Raw genomic sequence first — 16,210 nt, forward strand, 5'->3', positions numbered from 1 at the left:
GGTGGTCCGGCTCAGTCGGGCTGCGGCCAGGCCCACACGGCGCCCTCGTCGGGGGTCAGGACGGCGAGGGTGTCGGTGGTGCGGGCGGTGGACAGCAGGCGGTCCCAGGACGGCCGTCGGGCGAGCAGGCCGCCGATCGGGACGGGGCGGTCGGTGAGGTTGAGCGTGACCAGCAGGTCGGGTCCGGCGCCGGCCGAACGGGTGTAGGCGAGCACGCCGTCCGGGGCGTCGAGGAGGGTGAGGGTTCCGGTGCGCAGGGCCGGGGTGGCGCGGCGCAGGGCGAGCAGGTCGCGGGTGAAGGACAGCGGGGAGCCGGGGTCGGCCTCCTGCTGCTGCACGGTCCCGGCGGGCGGGACGGTGATCGGGAGCCAGGGTTCGACTTCCGGGGCGGTGAAGCCCGCTGACGGTGCGTCGGAGGTCCACGGCATGGGCGAGCGGGCGTGGTCGCGGCTGAGGGCGGGGGTGCGCAGGCCCCAGGGGTCGCGGATCCGGTCGGGGGCGATCTCGGCGTCGGGCATGGCGAGTTCGTCGCCGTTGTAGAGGATCGCGGTGCCGGGCAGGGTGAGCAGCAGCAGCATCGCGTTGGCGGCCTGGGCGGCGCCGACCCGGGAGGCGACCCGCGGGTCGTCGTGGCTGCCCGTCACCCAGGTCGCGGCCGCGCCGGGCGGGACGGCGTCGAGGACGGCGCGCACCGTGCGGGCGACCGGTTCGGGCCGCCAGTCGACGCCGAGCAGGCCGAAGCAGATCGGCAGGTGGAGTTCGTCGAGGTCCTGGCCGAAGTAGCGGCTCCAGGCGGGCCAGTCGTACTCGTGGACCTCGCCGAGGGCGACGGCGCCGTAGGTGTCGAGCAGGGCGCGGAAGTCGCGGTAGCGGGGGTGCAGGTCGGGGTGGCCCTGGTCGTGCAGGTGGATCTGGTCGTCGAAGCCGCCCATCTCCCGGTGGTGGGCCGAACTGCCGCCGGGGGCGGGCGGGTTGTCCCGCAGCTGCGGGTCCTTGGCGATGAGCGGGGCGCAGTCGACCCGGAAGCCGTCGACGCCGCGGTCGAGCCAGAACCGGGCGACGTCGAACATGGCGTCCTGGACGGCGGGGTTGCGCCAGTCGAGGTCGGGCATGGACGGCAGGAAGGAGTGCAGGTAGTACTGGCCGCTGGCGGGGTCGAGGGTCCAGGCGCGGTCGCCGAACAGGGTGATCCAGTTGTTCGGCGGTCCGCCGTCGGGGGCGGGGTCGCGCCAGACGTACCAGTCGCGCCGGGGGCCGTGCGGGTCGGCGAGGGCGTCCCGGAACCAGCGGTGCCGGTCGGAGGTGTGGTTGGGGACGTAGTCGACGAGGACGCGCAGGCCGTGCCGGTGGGCGGCGTCGAGGAGTTCGTCGAAGTCGTCGAGGGTGCCGAACAGCGGGTCGACGGCGGTGTGGTCGCTGACGTCGTAGCCGAAGTCGGCCATCGGCGAGGCGAAGAACGGCGACAGCCACAGCGCGTCGACGCCGAGCCGGGCGAGGTGCGGCAGCCGTCGGCGGACGCCGGGCAGGTCGCCGACGCCGTCGCCGTCCGTGTCGAGGAAGCTTCGCGGGTAGACGTGGTAGATGACGGCGTCGTGCCACCAGGGTCGTTCCATCACCGGTCCGTCGGTCGGGGGCCAGTACGGCGCGGTACGGGGGTCAGTAGGACTGGGTCTCGCAGAGCCGCACCCAGTGCGTCGCGGCCAGGCCGTACACGGGGTCGGGGCTGAGGGCGTCCTCGCGCCGGCAGGCCTCCACGTACTTGATGGCGTGCGGGTCCTCCGAGGCCAGGGCGCGTTCGGCGAGCGTGGCGTAGTCCCGGACGGGCTCGAACGGCCGGTGCTCCTTGCGGCCGGTGCCGTAGGCGCAGCGGATGGCGGCGCTGAACCGGACGGCGGCGGCGACGCTGGGCCAGTGCAGTTCGGCGGGCAGGTGCGGCAGGACCAGGCGGACGGCGGCGGGGGTGGTGAGCGCGTGGACGAAGGCCATCGGCCGGTCGTGGTCGTCCGTCAGGTAGCTGGTGGCGGTGGTGCGGGTCAGCCGGCTGAGCATCTGCCCGGGGTCGCCGTCGAGGCGCAGGGAGTCGACGGCGGGGGCGAAGTCCGGTTCCAGCCAGAGGGATTCGAGCCGGATCCGGAAGATCATTCCGTCGCCCTGGCCGCTGCGCAGCTTGGGGACGGCGGCCCAGGCCTGGTCGAGGTCGCGGTCGTGGGAGGCGGTGCCCTCCGGCAGTTCCTGGAATCGGGCGGCCCAGTAGCCGAGGCCGCGGGCGAGTTCCTCGATCCGCCACGGGGTGTGCGCCTCGTCGAGCATCCGGACGGCGTGGCCGGTGCGGATCACGCCGTGGCCGCCGCCGGCGGAGAAGCCGGGCAGCAGGCGGGGCCACCACTTGGCGAGGACCTCGGTCCACGGGGCGCCGTCGAGTTCGCGGCGGAAGAACTCCACCCAGTCGCCCATCAGCCGCATGTTGCCGAGGGCCTGGCGCCAGTTCTCCTCGGTGAGGGTGTCGAAGTGGCTGTAGGTGTCCTGGTAGAGCAGTTTGCGGTAGGAGCTGACCCAGGACGCGATGGCGTCGGCGTGCCCGAGCCGGGCGAGGGCCTCGGCGGCCATCGGGCCGTGGTTGCTGACTCCGGGTCCGAACTCGGGGCCCGAGTCGTCGAGGAACTCCAGTGCGCCGTCCAGTTCGTTCACTGCGCCTCCTTGGTCGATTCCCTTTCATCGAATGCGTTCTGACGTTGTTTCAGCAACCCGGCCTCGGCGGTTTGGCTCGATCGGTGCCCTGTCCCGGGTGGTCGGGGGGTGTTCCGGGTGCGGACGGGACTGCTCCGGAATCCGCCGGTCATGGCGGGGATCGGAGCGGTCCGGCCGGGGTGCGCGTTCATGCCGGCGTCGGCCGGCCGTCACCCGGGAGGGTGGGCGAGCGGTCGGGATCAAGACATGTCCGCCGCATTGTTGACGGGGACATGCACGCGAACTAGCGTCCTTCCTTGGCCCCGTCGTGGGCCGTTTCCGTCGGCCTGCGATCCGGCGATCCTCACCGGCCCAGCGGCCGGCGTTTCCTGTGTCGACCGCCGGTCGGCACCGGGCCCCCGTCACCGGGATGCCCGGCGCGACCGGCCGTTCCACCGCACCAGGCTGATCCCGCGTCACCAGGTCGGATCCCACCGCGCCTTGCGCCGAGGCGCCTCGTCACGCCCACTCCACGGACCGCGCCCGGTCGCGGCCACGCTCCAACGAGCCCAAGGAGACCCTTGTGATCAAGCACTCCTCGCCGATCAGCGGCATCGACGCGCACGGCGGTCTCGTGGTGACCGCCGGATACGACAACCGCGTCGTCCTGTGGGACGCCGCCACCCGCACGGCCGTCGCCGAGGCCCGCCACGACCACCTCGCCAACCAGTGCCGCTTCTCCGCCTCCGGCCGCATCGTGGTCACCTCCAGCAGCGACTACTCCGCCCGCCTGTGGTCGGTGCCGGACCTGCGTCTCATCACCGTCCTGACCGACCACAAGGACGACGTCGAGATGACCGTCGTCTCCCCCGACGAGACCCGTGTCGCCACCGCCTCCCGCGACCACGTCGCCCGCGTCTACGACCTCGACGGCCGGCTCCTGCACCGCCTGGAGGGCCACGAGGCGGACGTGCTGTCGGTCGAATGGGTGCGCGGCGGCGCCGAGTTGGTGACCACCAGCGACGACGGCACGGTCCGCCGCTGGAACCCGGAGACCGGCGCCCTGCTGAGCACCGTGGACCTCGGCGACATCGAGACCGACACCGTCGCCGTCCTCGGCCCGGACAGCTTCGCGCTCGGCAACGACGAGGGCGAGCTCATCCTGATCGACCCCCGGGGCACCCGCCGCCACCAGGTCCACGACGCCGGCATCAAGCGCCTCGCCTGGGACGCCGACCACGGCATCCTGCTCAGCTCCAGCTACGACCGCACCGTGCGGCTGTGGCAGCTGGACCCGGGCGCCGACCCGGTCCACCTGCTGACCAGCGAGGTGCCGGCCGACGTGTGGCTGCGCTCCTGCGCCAAGCTCGACGACACCCGCTGGGTGTTCGGCACCTTCGGCTCCGGCTACGCCGTCTTCGACCGCGAGGACGGCAGCTGGGACCTCACGGGCGTCGAACCGACCCCCGGCCTGAACGCGGTCGCGCTGACCGCCGAGGGCCGCTACACCGTCGGCGACAGCGGCACGGTGAAGCGCGACGGCCGGGTCGTCGCCGAACTCGGCAGCTGCTGCAACTTCGTCACCCAGGTCGGCGACGCCGTGGTCAGCGGCGGCCAGCTCGGCACCGTCTTCGACGCCGCCGCCGGCACCGCCCTGCACCAGCACCGCTCCCCGCTCAACTGCGCCGCCGTGCACAGCTCCAGGACCGGCGACGCGCTGATCGTCGGCACCTACACCGGCGAGGTGCTGGTCCTGCGCGACGACACCGGCGCCGGCCTGCGGCTGGCCGCCACCCACCGCATCCACGACAACGCCATCAAGGGCATCGCCGTCCGGGGCGACGTCCTGTTCAGCGTCTGCGCCACCGGCGCCGCCGCCTGGCACGCGCTGCCGTCCATGGAGCCGATCGCCGTCGACGAGCACGCCCACGCCCGGATCGCCAACGGCGCCGCCGCGCTGCCCGACGGCCGGTTCGCCAGCGTCGGACGGGACCTGACGCTGCGGATCTGGAGCGCCTCCGGCGAGCAGCTGGCCGCGGTGCCCACCCCGCACCGCAACAGCATCAAGTGCGTCGCCGTCGACCCGCTCACCGGCGTCGTCGCCACCGGCGGCTACCACGGCCGGGTCGCCGTCTACGACCCGGAGACCGCCTCCTGGGTGGCCGACCTGCGGCCCACCGTGGCCGGCATCTCCTCGCTCGCCCCGGCCGGCGCGCCCGGCCGCTTCCTCGCCTCCTCCTACGACGGGCGGGTCTACGAGATCGACGCCGACACCACCCCGCACTCGAAGCGATAGGGGACACCATGACGACGACTCAGGAAACCGCGGACACCCTGCTCCGGCTGGCCAGCGCCCCCGTGCCGGTCGGCTCCACCCTGATGCAGCTGACCGTCTTCGGCCGGCCCGGCACGGCCGGGAGGGAGGACACCGAGGAGGTCGTGACGCTGCGCACGATCGCCCCGCACAGCGAGTCCGACGAGCCGCCCATCGTGCGGATCCACAGCGCCTGCTTCACCGGGGACGTCCTCGGCTCGGAGAAGTGCGACTGCGGACCGCAGTTGGCCGCCGCGGTGGACGCCATCATCGCCTCCCGCAACGGCGTCCTCGTCTACATGCTGCGCCAGGAGGGCCGGGGCATCGGCCTGGCGAACAAGATCCGCGCCTACGCCCTCCAGGCGGCCGGGCACGACACCATCAGCGCCAACCTCGCGCTGGGGCTGCCCGCCGAGGGGCGGGACTTCACCTCGGCCGCCGACTGCCTGCGCCAACTCGGCGTCTCCTGGGTGCGGTTGATGACCAACAACCCGGAGAAGGTGGAACAGCTCACCGCCCAGGGCATCGTGGTCAAGGACCGGGTCCCGATCGGCGGCTTCCGCACCCCGTTCAACGAGGGCTACCTGGAGGTCAAGGACCGCCGGATGGGCCACCTCGGCGCCCTCGGCCTGCCCCTGCACACCGCCGACCGGGGCGCCCGGTGACCCCGGCCGGGGCGCGCCCGCCCGGTGCCGGCCCGCGCCCCGCACCGGAGCCACACCCGACCGCCAAGGAGGGCCCGTGACGTCCCACATCGCGCACCGCAACCTGGTCGACGCCGACATCAACGCCCTGACCGACCGGGCCGCCATGGGCCTGCCCGAGGGCTACGTCGAACCGCGGGCCGAGCGGCTGGAGTTCACCGGCCTGCTCGGCGGGCCGGACACCGGCAAGCTGGCCGCCGCCGCCGAGGACCCGTCGCTCGCCCTGGAGGACCGCCTGGCGGCGGCCACCGTGCTCGCCCTGGCCGGCGACCCGCGGATCCGCTGGGACGACCCCGCCATGGTGGACGTGCCCGCCGGCCGGGCCCTGATCGGCACCCCGGACGACGAGGTCGACGAACTGCACCGGGACGCCGAGCAGTTCGGCGTGCAGCGGTCCTGGGTGCAGAAGGAGTGCCCGCGCCACCCGGTGGACGTCGCCGCGTTCCGGCTCGCCGTGTACCCGGTGACCAACGCCGAGTACGCCGTCTTCCTCAAGGACACCGGCCACCACGAGCTGCCCAGCGGCTGGAGCTACGGCCGCTTCGCGCCGTCCGCCGCCAACCACCCGGTGCACACCGTCACCGCCGACAGCGCCGACGCCTACGCGGCCTGGCTGAGCCGGCGCACCGGCCGCCGGTTCCGGCTGCCCACCGAGCAGGAGTGGGAGTACGCGGCCGGCGGACCGGAGGGCCCGCGCTACCCGTGGGGCGGCGACTGGAACGCCGAGGCCGCCAACACCCTGGAGTCGGGCCTGCTGATGACCAGTCCGGTGGGCGTCTTCCCGCGGGGCCGCGCCTGGTGCGGCGCGCTGGACCTGGCCGGCAACGTCGAGGAGTACACCAGCAGCACCTACCGCCCCTACCCCGGCGGCGCGCTGGTGGAGGACGACCTGTACCTGCGGATGGGCGCGTACCGGATCGCGCGCGGCGGCGCGTTCAACCGGTTCCGCGACCTCGCCCGCTGCCAGCGCCGGCACGGCCCCTACCCGCGCTCGCTGTACGCGATGGGCTTCCGGCTCGCCGAGGACGTCCCCCCGCACGGGGAGGGCTGAGCCCGGTGCGCATCGTCCACCTGCACTGGACCGGCCTGCCGGTCACCGGCGGCGTCGAGACCCACCTGAACGCGCTGGTCGGCCAACTCGCCGCGCTGCCCTGCGAGGTGACGGCGGTCGTCGGCACGCCGGACTCGCCGGGCTGCGCGCACCACCCGGCCCTGGACATCGCCCGGCCGTCGTCCCCGGAGCTGAACGCCGACCTCGCGGACCGCCTGCGGGGCGCCGACCTGGTGCACTGGCACAACCCGCAGTGGCACAAGCCCGAGGTGGTCACCGCCGTCGTCGACCTGCTGCGCGGCCGCGGCTGGCGGGGCCGGTTCGTCTTCGACCTGCACAACATCGACGACGACCCCGGCCAGTGGGCGTTCCTCGCCGGCCTGCCCGGGACGGTCGCGGCGCACTCCGCGTTCGTGGCCGGCGAGGTCCGCCGCCGGCTCCCCGCCGCCGGCGCCGTCACCCTGCCGCTGGCGCTGCCGCTGGCGGAGGAGCCGTTCGCGCTGCCGGGCGGCGGCGCCCCGACCGTGCTCCAGCCGAGCCGGCTGACCCGCTGGAAGGGCTCCCACCTGAGCCTGGAGGCCGCGCTGACCCTGCTGGACGAGGGCGCCGACCTGCACTTCGTCCACGCCGGCACCCGCCACCTGATCTGGCCGCCGGGCATCCCCGACGCCCTGATGCAGCGGGCCGAGACCTGGCGCGACAAGGGCCGGGTGCACTTCACGCACTACCGTCCCGAGCAGAGCTGGGCCGCCGTCCGGGCCGCCGACGTGATCCTCCATCCGACCGTCGACCGCGGCGCGCACGGCGAGCCGTTCTCGCTCTCCGTCGCCCAGGCCGTCATCTGCCACCGCCGCATCGTGGCCAGCGACTCCGGCAACCTGCCGGCGCTGCTGGCCGGTTACTCGGCGGCGGAGGTCGTCCCGGCCGGCGACGCGCGGGCCGTCACCGAGGCGCTGCGCCGCGCCCTGGACGCGCCTCCGGTCGAGCCGACCCCGGCCGACCTGGCCCTGGCCGGGCGTCTGCGGGAGTCGTTCGCCACCGCCGGCCGGCAGCACCTGTCCTTCTACCGCACCGTCACCGCCACCACCTGATCCGGAGGTTCCCGTGCCCACGCCCATCATCCTGGACTGCGATCCCGGCCACGACGACGCCATGGCCATCCTGCTGGCCGTCGGCGACCCGCGCGTCGAGCTGAAGGCCGTCACCACCAGCGCCGGCAACCAGACCGTCGAGAAGACCGCGTTGAACGCCCGCCGGATGTGCTCGCTCGCCGGTGCGCTGGACGTCCCGGTGGCCGCCGGCTACCCGAAGCCGCTCACCGGCACGCTGCTGATCGGCGACGACGTGCACGGCGAAACCGGCCTGGACGGCTGGGAGTTCCCGGAGCCGGAGGTCCCGCTGCAGTCGGCCCACGCCGTCGACCTCATCCACGACCTGCTGGTGGACAGCCCCGAGCCGATCACCCTCGTGGTCACCGGCCCGCAGACCAACATCGCCGGCCTCTTCGCCCGCCACCCCGACGACCGGGCGCGGATCAAGGAGATCGTCTGCATGGGCGGCGCGACCCACCGCGGCAACACCACGCCGTACGCCGAGTACAACATCCTGGTCGACCCGGAGGCCGCCCACGAGGTGCTCAGCAGCGGCGTCCCGATCACCTACTGCGGCCTGAACGTCACTCACCAGGCGCCGGTGACCGCCGAGGTGATGAAGCGCATCCTCGACGTCGGCACGCACATCAGCAAGGTCTCGGCCTCCCTGCTGGGCTTCCGCTCCAGCACCTACGACCAGATCTGGGACCTGCCCGACGCGCCGCTGCACGACCCGGTCGCCATCGCCCGCGTCCTCGACCCGACGCTGGTCGACTGCGTGGAGGCGCCGGTCTCCATCGAACTGCGCGGAGAGTTCACCCGGGGCGCGACCGTGGTCGACCTGTACGGTGTCACCGGACGGACCCCCAACGCCAAGGTGGCGACGCACCTGGACACGGAGCGGTTCTGGGACGTCTTCATGAAGGCACTCACCGCTCTGGGCTGACCCGACGACTCTCCCTGGAGGCTGACCCGCAGTGCACGCTTCTCCCGGACCGATCCCGGGCCCCCGCCTGCTGACCGCGCTCGCCGGCGCGCAGCTGCTGGTGGCACTGGACTTCTCCATCATCTACGTCGCGCTCCCCGACATCGGGGGAAGCCTGCACTTCTCCACCGTCGCCCTGCAGTGGATCGTCAGCGCCTACGCCATCTTCTTCGCCGGGTGCCTGCTGCTGGGCGGCCAGCTCTCCGACGCCTTCGGCGCCGGCCGGGTCTTCCTCGCCGCCCAACTCCTGTTCGCGGCCTCCTCGGTGGGCGCCGCGCTGGCCGGTTCCGCGGCGCCGCTGATCGCCGCCCGGGTGGGGCAGGGCGTCGCCGCGGCGCTGCTCGTCCCGTCCACCCTCGGGCTGCTCAGCGCCGCCTATCCGGCCGGTCCCGCCCGGGACCGCGCGGTCAGCGTGTGGGGCACCACCGGGGCGGTGGGTCTCGCGCTCGGCGTCACCGCGGGCGGCGGGATCCTCTCCGTCGCCTCCTGGCCGTGGATCTTCTGGATCAACCTGCCGATCGTCGCGGTCTGCCTGCTGGCCGCCGGCCCCGCCCTGGGCGCGGCCGCGGACCGCGCCCGCACGCCGATCGCCGCCTCGGCGACCTTCGCGGCCTGCACCGCCGTGGTCGCGGTGGTGCTGGCGTTCACCGAACTCTCCCGCGCCGAGCCGTCGGTGCCGGTGATGGCGGTCTCGGTGGTGACGGCGCTGGCCGCCGGCGCCTTCCTGGCCGCCGGCCGCAGCCGCCGGCGGCCGCTGGTGCCCGGCTCGCTGCTGCGCGTGCGCACCCTCCAGGTCGCGTGCGTGGTCGCCGCGTTGTACATGGCCAGCTTCGGCGCGGAGTTCTACCTGGTCACCCTCTACCTGCAGGACGTGCGCGACTGGAGCGCGCTCGCCGCCGGCATCGCCTTCCTGCCGCTGGCCGGCACCATCGTGGTCGGCAACACCCTGGCCGGGCGGCTGGCCGGCCGCCTGCCGCTGGGGCGGCTGCTGGCGTCGGCCTTCGTCCTCGGCGCCGCCGGACTGGCCGTCCTCGCCGTGGCGGTCGGCGTGCACGGCGGCTACGCCTCCGGCGTCCTGCCCGGCCTGCTGCTCAGCGGCCTCGGCCAGGGCATGGCGTTCACCGGCATGTTCATCACCGGCACCCGCGACCTGCCGCCGCAGAGCAACAGCACCGGCAGCGCCCTGGTGACCACCGCGCAGTACACCGGCGGCTCCGTCGGCCTGGCGGTGCTGGTCCTGCTGCACGGCGAACACCCCGGCACCGCCGACTTCACCCGCACCTTCCTCGTCACCGCCGCGGTCGCCACCGCGGCCGCACCGCTGGCGCTCGCCCTGCTCGCCCGCGACGGGAGCGCCACCACCACGGAATCCCACCCCGCGATCCCCGCGGAAACCCGGTCCGGAGGACAGCAGTGAACCGCTCCCACCTGATCGACCGCTCCGAACTCCCCGCCGACGTCCAGCAGTCGGTCGCCGGGTTCGAGAAGCACTACAACACGTACTTCGGCAGCCTGGTGCACTTCGGCGGCCCCGCCCTGGCGGAGCTGCACCGGCCCGGGCCGCTGCCCGCCAACGTCAGGGTGGCCTCCGCCGAGCGGCCGGCCGTCCTCGACCGGATGGCGGCCATCGCCGAGATCGCCAACCTGACGGACCAGCAGGAGGCGGACCGGACCCGCTACTTACGGGCACTGCTCGACATCTACGCGCTGCTGCCGGTGCAGGCCGCCGAGCGGGCCGCCGAACCCGGCACCGCCGTGATCGCCCCCGAACGCGAGGGCCGCATCCTCGCCGAGCACCTCGGCGTCACCGACCGGCACGGCTACTGGACCCCGCAGGCCAAGCGCATCCCGATGGCCGACGGGCTGATCGTCGGCGTCGACGAGTGGCTGCCCTCGCGGGCCGAACGGGTCGTCGTCATCGACGGCGTGGTGGCCAGCGGCGTCACCCTGATGGCCATGATGCAGCTCGCCCTGCAACCCGGCGCCGCCGTCGACGTGTTCACCTGCCACTCCACCCACCAGGGCGCCCTGGCCCTGGCCCGGCACGCCGAGCAGCTCGGCCTGCGGCTGACCCTCCACATCGGCCACGTCTCGGGGGTGCTGAACCGCAAGTTCTACGCGGTCAGCCCCGACGACGACGGCACGCTGGTCCTCGGCGACGTCGGCGACACCATCGCGCCGGTGGCCGCGGCCTTCCCGCCCCCGGGCGCCCGGCCGTGACCACCACCGGGGCCGACCGGGCGGGCAGACGCCCCGTCACCGGCCCGGCCGCCGTCCTCGACCGCCACTTCGGACTCACCGCCCGCGGCACCACCTGGCGCCGCGAGGCGCTGGCCGGCGCCTCCACCTTCCTGGCGCTGTCCTACATCGTCATCGTCAACCCGGCCGTCCTCGCCCAGGCGGGCATCCCGCGCACCGCCGCGTTCCTCGCCACCGCCGCGGTCGGCGGCCTCGCCACCGTGGCGATGGGCCTGTGGGCCCGCCTGCCGTTCGCCGTCGCGCCCGGCATGGAGATGAACTCCGTCATCGCCTTCTCCGTGGTCGGCACCCTCGCCTACAGCTGGCAGCAGGCGCTCGGCATGGTGTTCTGGTCGGGCGTCGCCATGCTGGTGGTCTCCCTGCTGCGGGTGCGCGAGGCCGTCATCGACGCCATTCCCGCCGAGCTGCGGTCGGCGCTGGCCGGCGCCGTGGCGGTGTTCATCGCCCTGATCGGCCTTCAGATCGGCCACCTGCTGCGCACCTCGGACGGGCACCTGGCCGGGGTCGGCGACTGGACGGGCGCGCCCGCGCTCGCCCTCGGCGCGGGTCTGGCCGCGTCGCTGCTGGTGGACCGGTTCGGCGGCCGGGCCCGGGCGGTGGCCGTCCCGGCCGGCATCCTCGTCTCGGCCGTGGTCTGCACGGTCGGCGGCGTCCGCGCCGCCGACCCGGGCCACGGCCTCGACGGCGGCGCCGCCGCGCTGTTCCGCCTCGACCTGGCGGTGGTCGCCGACCCGCGGGCCTGGGGCGTGATCCTGGTGCTGTTCGCGCTGGACTTCTTCGGCAGCATCGCCAAGGTCGTCGGCCTGACCGCGCACACCCCGCTGCAGGACGGCGCGGGGAAGGTCCCGGGCATGCGGCAGGCCCTGCTGATCGACGCGGGGGCGACGGTCGCCGGCTCGGCCGTCGGCTCGTCCAGTTTCGTCGCGTTCGTGGAGAGCGCGGTCGGGATCCGGGCCGGGGCCCGCAGCGGCCTGTCGTCCGTCACCACCGGGCTGCTGCTGCTCCTGTGCCTGTTCTTCGCCCCGTTCCTCGCCCACCTGCCGGTCGAGGCGACCGCCGGCGCGCTGGTGTTCGTCGCGGTCCGGATGCTCGCCGCGCTGCGTCCCGCCCGCGGCGACCGGCTGACCCTGGCCGCGGTCGCGGTGGCGGCCGCCGTCACCGTCGCCACCCTGGCCATCGACCAGGCGATGGCCGCCGCGTTCGCGACCAGCGCGGTGCTGCGCGCGGCGGGCCGGCGGCCGGTCCACCCGGCCCTGTGGATCACCACCCTGGTGCTCGCCGCGAGCGTCCTGCTCCAGTACCTCCAGTTCTGACACCCCATCAGCACCTGCCCGAGGGAGCGCCCGATGCCCCGTGACGACCGGACCCCGGCGTTCGCCGGGTCCGTGGAACAGCCCGGCTCCACCCCCGAACGGCTGCGCCGCCGGATCGAGTTCGTCATCGAGGCCGACCAGCTGAAGAACGTCTTCCGGCGGAGCCCGCTGCTGGCCGCCGACCGGCGCGAGAACGACGCCGAGCACTCCCGGCACCTCGCCCTGATGGTCCTGGTCCTCGCCGAGTACGCGGACCGGCCGGTCGATCCGCTCAAGGCGCTCGCCATGGTCGTCCTGCACGACCTGGTGGAGATCCACGCCGGGGACGCCTTCCTGTACGACGCCGCGGCCGCCGCCGACCAGCCGCAGCGCGAACGCGCGGCCGCCGACCGGCTGTTCGCGGTCCTCCCCGACGACCAGCGGGACCGGCTCCGGGCGGTCTGGGACGAGTTCGAGGCGCAGGCCGGCCCGGAGGCGCGGTTCGCCAAGGCGATGGACCGCCTCCAGCCCCTGCTGCTCGACTACGGCAACCGCGGCGGCACCTGGCGCACCCCGGGGGTGACCGAGGCGGACGTGCCGGCCCGCAAGTCCGTCATCGGCGAGTCCTCCACCGCCCTGTGGGAGTACGCCGAGACGCTGATCCGCACCGGCGCCGACAACGGCTGGGTGCCCCGGGCCGGCACGCCCGCCCGGTCATGACCGGGCTGGTCCTGTTCGACCTCGACGGCACCCTGCTGGACACCGCGTCCACCGTCGTCGGCACCAGCACGGCCGTCCTGGCCTCGCTCGGCGTCACCGGCATCGACCCCGAGGCGGTCCGCGCCACCATCGGCCGCCCGCTGGCCGAGTCCTACGCGGCCCTCCTCGGCGCGCCGGCCGACTCGGCGGACGTGGCCGCCGCGGTCCGCGCCTACCTGGCGCTCTACCGCGAACGGACCGTGCCCCGGGCCCGCGAACTGCTCTTCCCGGGCGTCGCGGACGGCCTGGCCCGGCTGCGCTCGGCCGGCCTCACCCTCACGGTGGCCACCAACATGCTCACGGCCAGCGCCGAGGCCCTGCTCACCGCGGCCGGACTGCGCGGCCGGTTCGCCATGGTGGTCGGCGCCGACGCCGTCGCCCGCCCCAAACCCGCCCCGGACGTCGGCCTGTTGATCACCACCGAACTGTGCCACCCGCCCGCCCGGGCGGTGATGGTCGGCGACACCGTCCACGACGTCCTGATGGCGAACGCCGCCGGCCTCTCCTCCATCGCCGTCACCTACGGCCTGCACTCCGAGGCCCGCCTGCGCACCGCCGCCCCGACCTGGCTGGCCGACGACTTCCCGGCGGTGGTCGCCCGGCTCCTCGCCCCGGCCTGACGCCCCGCCGAACCCGTGGGGCCTCCGGCAGGTCTCCGCGTCGGAGGATCTGCCGGAGGCCCGAGCCGTCCCGCCGGGCGTCCGGTCAGGCGGGCCGGATGCCGGGGTTGCCGGCCTCCGAGACGAACGACGCCGCCGTGAGCACGGTGCCGCCGGGCCGGGTGATGTGGCTGACGACCCGGTAGTCGGCGCGGGCGTGCCGGCGGTCGAGGGTGACCAGGGTGTAGCCGCGCCGCCCGTCGTAGAACTTCATGTGCGGGTTGGCGGCGGTCAGCGTGGCCCAGTTCGACGGGTGGGCCTCGCCGTCGCCGTCGCTGCTGATCGAGGTGCCGACGAACTCGACGCCCACGGTGCGGGAGTTCGGGTCGTCGAAGTTCCGCTTGACGTCGAGTGCGTACGCCACGTGCACGTCGCCGGTGAGCAGCACCAGGTTCTTCACGCCGGCCTGCTCGACGGCGGTCAGGAAGCGCTCGCGGGCGGCCGGGTAGCCGTCCCAGGCGTCCATGGAGAGCTTGGAGGCGGCGGCGGTGGTGTTCTTGCGGCGGGAGAACACCACCTGCTGCGGCACCACGTTCCACAGCGCCTTGGAGCGGCGCAGCCCGTCGGCGAACCAGCGTTCCTGGGCGGCGCCCATCAGGGTGCGCTTCGGGTCCTCGGAGGCGGGGGTGGGGTACTGCCAGCCGTCGCCGTTGGCCTGGTCGTCGCGGTACTGGCGGGTGTCGAGGATGTCGAACTGCGCCAACTGCCCGTACTGGAACCGGCGGTAGAGGGTCAGCTCGGTGCCGTTCGGCTTGGGCATGCGCAGCGGCTGGTTCTCCCAGTACGCGCGGTAGGCGGCGGCGCGGCGGGCGACGAACGGCGCCGGGTCCTGGTTCTTCTCGGGGATGCCGGCGGCGTAGTTGTTCTCCACCTCGTGGTCGTCCCAGGTGACGTACCAGGGGTGGGCGGCGTGCGCGGCCTGCAGGTCGGCGTCGGTCTTGTAGAGCGAGTACCGCAGCCGGTAGTCCTCCAGCGTGGCGGTCTCGTGGCCGAGGGCGGCGGGCAGCACGCGGTCGGTGTACTTGCGGTCGCCGCCCGCCGGGTCGATCCCGTACTCGTAGATGTAGTCGCCGACGTGGAACACCGCGTCCAGGTCCTCCTGGGCGAGGTGGCGGTAGGCGGTGAAGTAGCCGTCCTCGTACGCCTGGCAGGAGACCAGTCCGATCCGGGTGCGGTCCAGCTTGCGGCCGTGGCCGGGGGCGGTGCGGGTGCGCCCGACGGGGCTGCTCCACTGGCCGACGGTGAACCGGTACCAGTACTCGCGGCCGGCGTCCAGGCCGTCGACGTCCACGTGCACCGACCAGTTGAACTCGGCGTGCGCCCGGGCGGTGCCGCGCCGCTCGGTGCGCCGGAACCGCTCGTCCCGGGCGATCTCCCAGCCGACCCGGACGCTGCCCGCGGGCGGCATCCCGGCGCCGGGCTCCAGCGGGCGGGGGGCGAGCCGGGTCCACAGCACCACGGCGTCGGGCAGCGGGTCGCCGGAGGCGACGCCCAGGGTGAACGGGTTCTCGCCGAGGGTGCGGGGCGCGAGTTCGTTCTCCTCGGCGTGCGCACCGGGCAGGTTGACGCCGAAGGCGAGCGCGGCGGCGGCCGAGGTCACGGTGAGGAACCGGCGGCGGTCGAGCCGGGACGCGGCGGCGCGCAACTGCTCGTCGGGGGTGGGGCGGTCGGCAGGGCTGCTCATCGGAGTGGCGCCTTTCGCTGAATGGGCGGGTGTGCGAAGGAAATTCGATCCGTTCAGGTGGTCCGCCCGTGGTCCTCACTCCGGCAAACGAATGATCATTTGATGGCAAAGTCGTGAAGTCACTGGTCGACGGTGAAGACCACGGCGTGCCCCTGCTCGGCCGCCCGCCGGTAGAACTCCCGCAGGTCCGGCAGGAAGCACACGGTGTACACGAGGTCGTCCTCGCCGCGGACGCCCTGGTAGTCCTCGAACTCCAGCTCCGCGTACCGCGTGCGCAGCCACGGCTCGTCGACCCGGGCCAGCGCGTCCGCGACCGCGCGCACCTCGGCCGGGTCCAGGTGGCAGACCAGGCGGTCGTCGCCGTCCAGCAGCGGCCGGCGCCGAGGACGGCCTGCGACAGCGGGAACTCCCCGTCGCCGCACTGCAGTCGACCGTCCGTCAGGCACCGGTGCAGCGCGTCCCACGCCTTGTCCGGCTCGCACACCCGGGGCTCGTCCCAGGCCTCCTCGACCTCCTCGACCAGGGCCATCACCTGCTCGTCCCCGTCGCAGCCCAGCAGCCGCGCGCCTTCGTCGGCCGTCAGCGCGAACAGCACTCCCCGGCACCCCGTCGCGGCGCCTCCTTCCGTGTTCCGGCCGCTCCGAGCGGACGGCACTGACATTGATGCTGATACTCAGGTTCCGGTGGTCGTGGCTCGGGCACTGACTGACGCCCTGCTGGGTTGTCCTCAAGCTGTTCTGTCCGA

At 74.1% G+C, this 16,210-nt stretch carries 14 protein-coding genes and 1 pseudogene; 10 read left to right on the plus strand and 5 right to left on the minus strand.

The window, feature by feature from the left end; genetic code table 11:
• Positions 1-11 precede the first annotated feature (11 nt).
• Together ACFV1L_RS30165 and ACFV1L_RS30170 are read right to left on the minus strand one after the other, a co-directional pair.
• Complete coding sequence (locus tag ACFV1L_RS30165) at positions 12-1,613, minus strand: alpha-amylase family glycosyl hydrolase (protein WP_380371790.1); 1,602 nt, start codon at positions 1,611-1,613, stop codon at positions 12-14.
• Positions 1,614-1,656: 43 nt separating this feature from the next.
• Positions 1,657-2,688 (minus strand): questin oxidase family protein, encoded by a 1,032-nt coding sequence (locus tag ACFV1L_RS30170; RefSeq protein ID WP_380371792.1) that lies wholly within the window; start codon positions 2,686-2,688, stop codon positions 1,657-1,659.
• Between the two features lie 562 nt (positions 2,689-3,250).
• Between ACFV1L_RS30170 and ACFV1L_RS30175 the strand changes: the two genes are divergently transcribed.
• The 10 genes from ACFV1L_RS30175 (at position 3,251) to ACFV1L_RS30220 (ending at position 13,742) form a co-directional block, all read left to right on the plus strand.
• Positions 3,251-4,963: a WD40 repeat domain-containing protein gene (locus tag ACFV1L_RS30175; protein WP_380371795.1), complete on the plus strand. Its 1,713-nt coding sequence runs from the start codon at positions 3,251-3,253 to the stop codon at positions 4,961-4,963.
• 8 nt (positions 4,964-4,971) lie between these two features.
• Complete coding sequence (gene ribA, locus ACFV1L_RS30180) at positions 4,972-5,646, plus strand: GTP cyclohydrolase II RibA (RefSeq protein WP_380371798.1); 675 nt, start codon at positions 4,972-4,974, stop codon at positions 5,644-5,646.
• A gap of 76 nt (positions 5,647-5,722) precedes the next feature.
• Positions 5,723-6,736: a formylglycine-generating enzyme family protein gene (locus tag ACFV1L_RS30185; RefSeq protein WP_380371800.1), complete on the plus strand. Its 1,014-nt coding sequence runs from the start codon at positions 5,723-5,725 to the stop codon at positions 6,734-6,736.
• 5 nt (positions 6,737-6,741) lie between these two features.
• The gene (locus tag ACFV1L_RS30190) at positions 6,742-7,827 is read left to right on the plus strand and encodes a glycosyltransferase family 4 protein (protein WP_380371803.1); all 1,086 of its coding nucleotides are present in this window, start codon (positions 6,742-6,744) and stop codon (positions 7,825-7,827) included.
• Between the two features lie 13 nt (positions 7,828-7,840).
• Positions 7,841-8,773: a nucleoside hydrolase gene (locus tag ACFV1L_RS30195; protein WP_380371806.1), complete on the plus strand. Its 933-nt coding sequence runs from the start codon at positions 7,841-7,843 to the stop codon at positions 8,771-8,773.
• Positions 8,774-8,804: 31 nt separating this feature from the next.
• Positions 8,805-10,229: an MFS transporter gene (locus ACFV1L_RS30200; RefSeq protein WP_380371809.1), complete on the plus strand. Its 1,425-nt coding sequence runs from the start codon at positions 8,805-8,807 to the stop codon at positions 10,227-10,229.
• Positions 10,226-11,032, plus strand: coding sequence for a hypothetical protein (locus ACFV1L_RS30205; RefSeq protein ID WP_380371811.1), 807 nt, complete (start codon positions 10,226-10,228; stop codon positions 11,030-11,032). Before ACFV1L_RS30200 ends, ACFV1L_RS30205 begins: the two co-directional genes overlap by 4 nt.
• Positions 11,029-12,384, plus strand: coding sequence for a solute carrier family 23 protein (locus ACFV1L_RS30210; RefSeq protein ID WP_380371814.1), 1,356 nt, complete (start codon positions 11,029-11,031; stop codon positions 12,382-12,384). The genes ACFV1L_RS30205 and ACFV1L_RS30210 overlap by 4 nt, the downstream gene beginning before the upstream one ends.
• Positions 12,385-12,417: 33 nt before the next feature.
• Complete coding sequence (locus ACFV1L_RS30215) at positions 12,418-13,083, plus strand: HD family hydrolase (protein WP_380371817.1); 666 nt, start codon at positions 12,418-12,420, stop codon at positions 13,081-13,083.
• A complete protein-coding gene (locus ACFV1L_RS30220) occupies positions 13,080-13,742 on the plus strand; it encodes an HAD family hydrolase (RefSeq protein ID WP_380371820.1) in 663 nt (220 codons plus the stop codon). The genes ACFV1L_RS30215 and ACFV1L_RS30220 overlap by 4 nt, the downstream gene beginning before the upstream one ends.
• A gap of 85 nt (positions 13,743-13,827) precedes the next feature.
• Here the strand turns inward: ACFV1L_RS30220 and ACFV1L_RS30225 are convergent, their stop codons facing one another.
• The 3 genes and pseudogenes from ACFV1L_RS30225 to ACFV1L_RS30235 all read right to left on the minus strand — a co-directional run.
• Positions 13,828-15,465, minus strand: a complete 1,638-nt coding sequence (locus ACFV1L_RS30225; RefSeq protein WP_380371822.1) for an alkaline phosphatase D family protein — start codon at positions 15,463-15,465, stop codon at positions 13,828-13,830.
• Positions 15,466-15,584: 119 nt separating this feature from the next.
• Positions 15,585-15,887, minus strand: coding sequence for a DUF1877 family protein (locus ACFV1L_RS30230; protein WP_380371825.1), 303 nt, complete (start codon positions 15,885-15,887; stop codon positions 15,585-15,587).
• 14 nt (positions 15,888-15,901) lie between these two features.
• Positions 15,902-16,126: pseudogene (locus ACFV1L_RS30235) on the minus strand (DUF1877 family protein); the annotation flags it as partial.
• Positions 16,127-16,210 lie beyond the last annotated feature (84 nt).

Origin of the sequence: Kitasatospora sp. NPDC059646, assembly GCF_042734615.1 — a bacterium.
Classification (GTDB): Bacteria; Actinomycetota; Actinomycetes; order Streptomycetales; family Streptomycetaceae; genus Kitasatospora.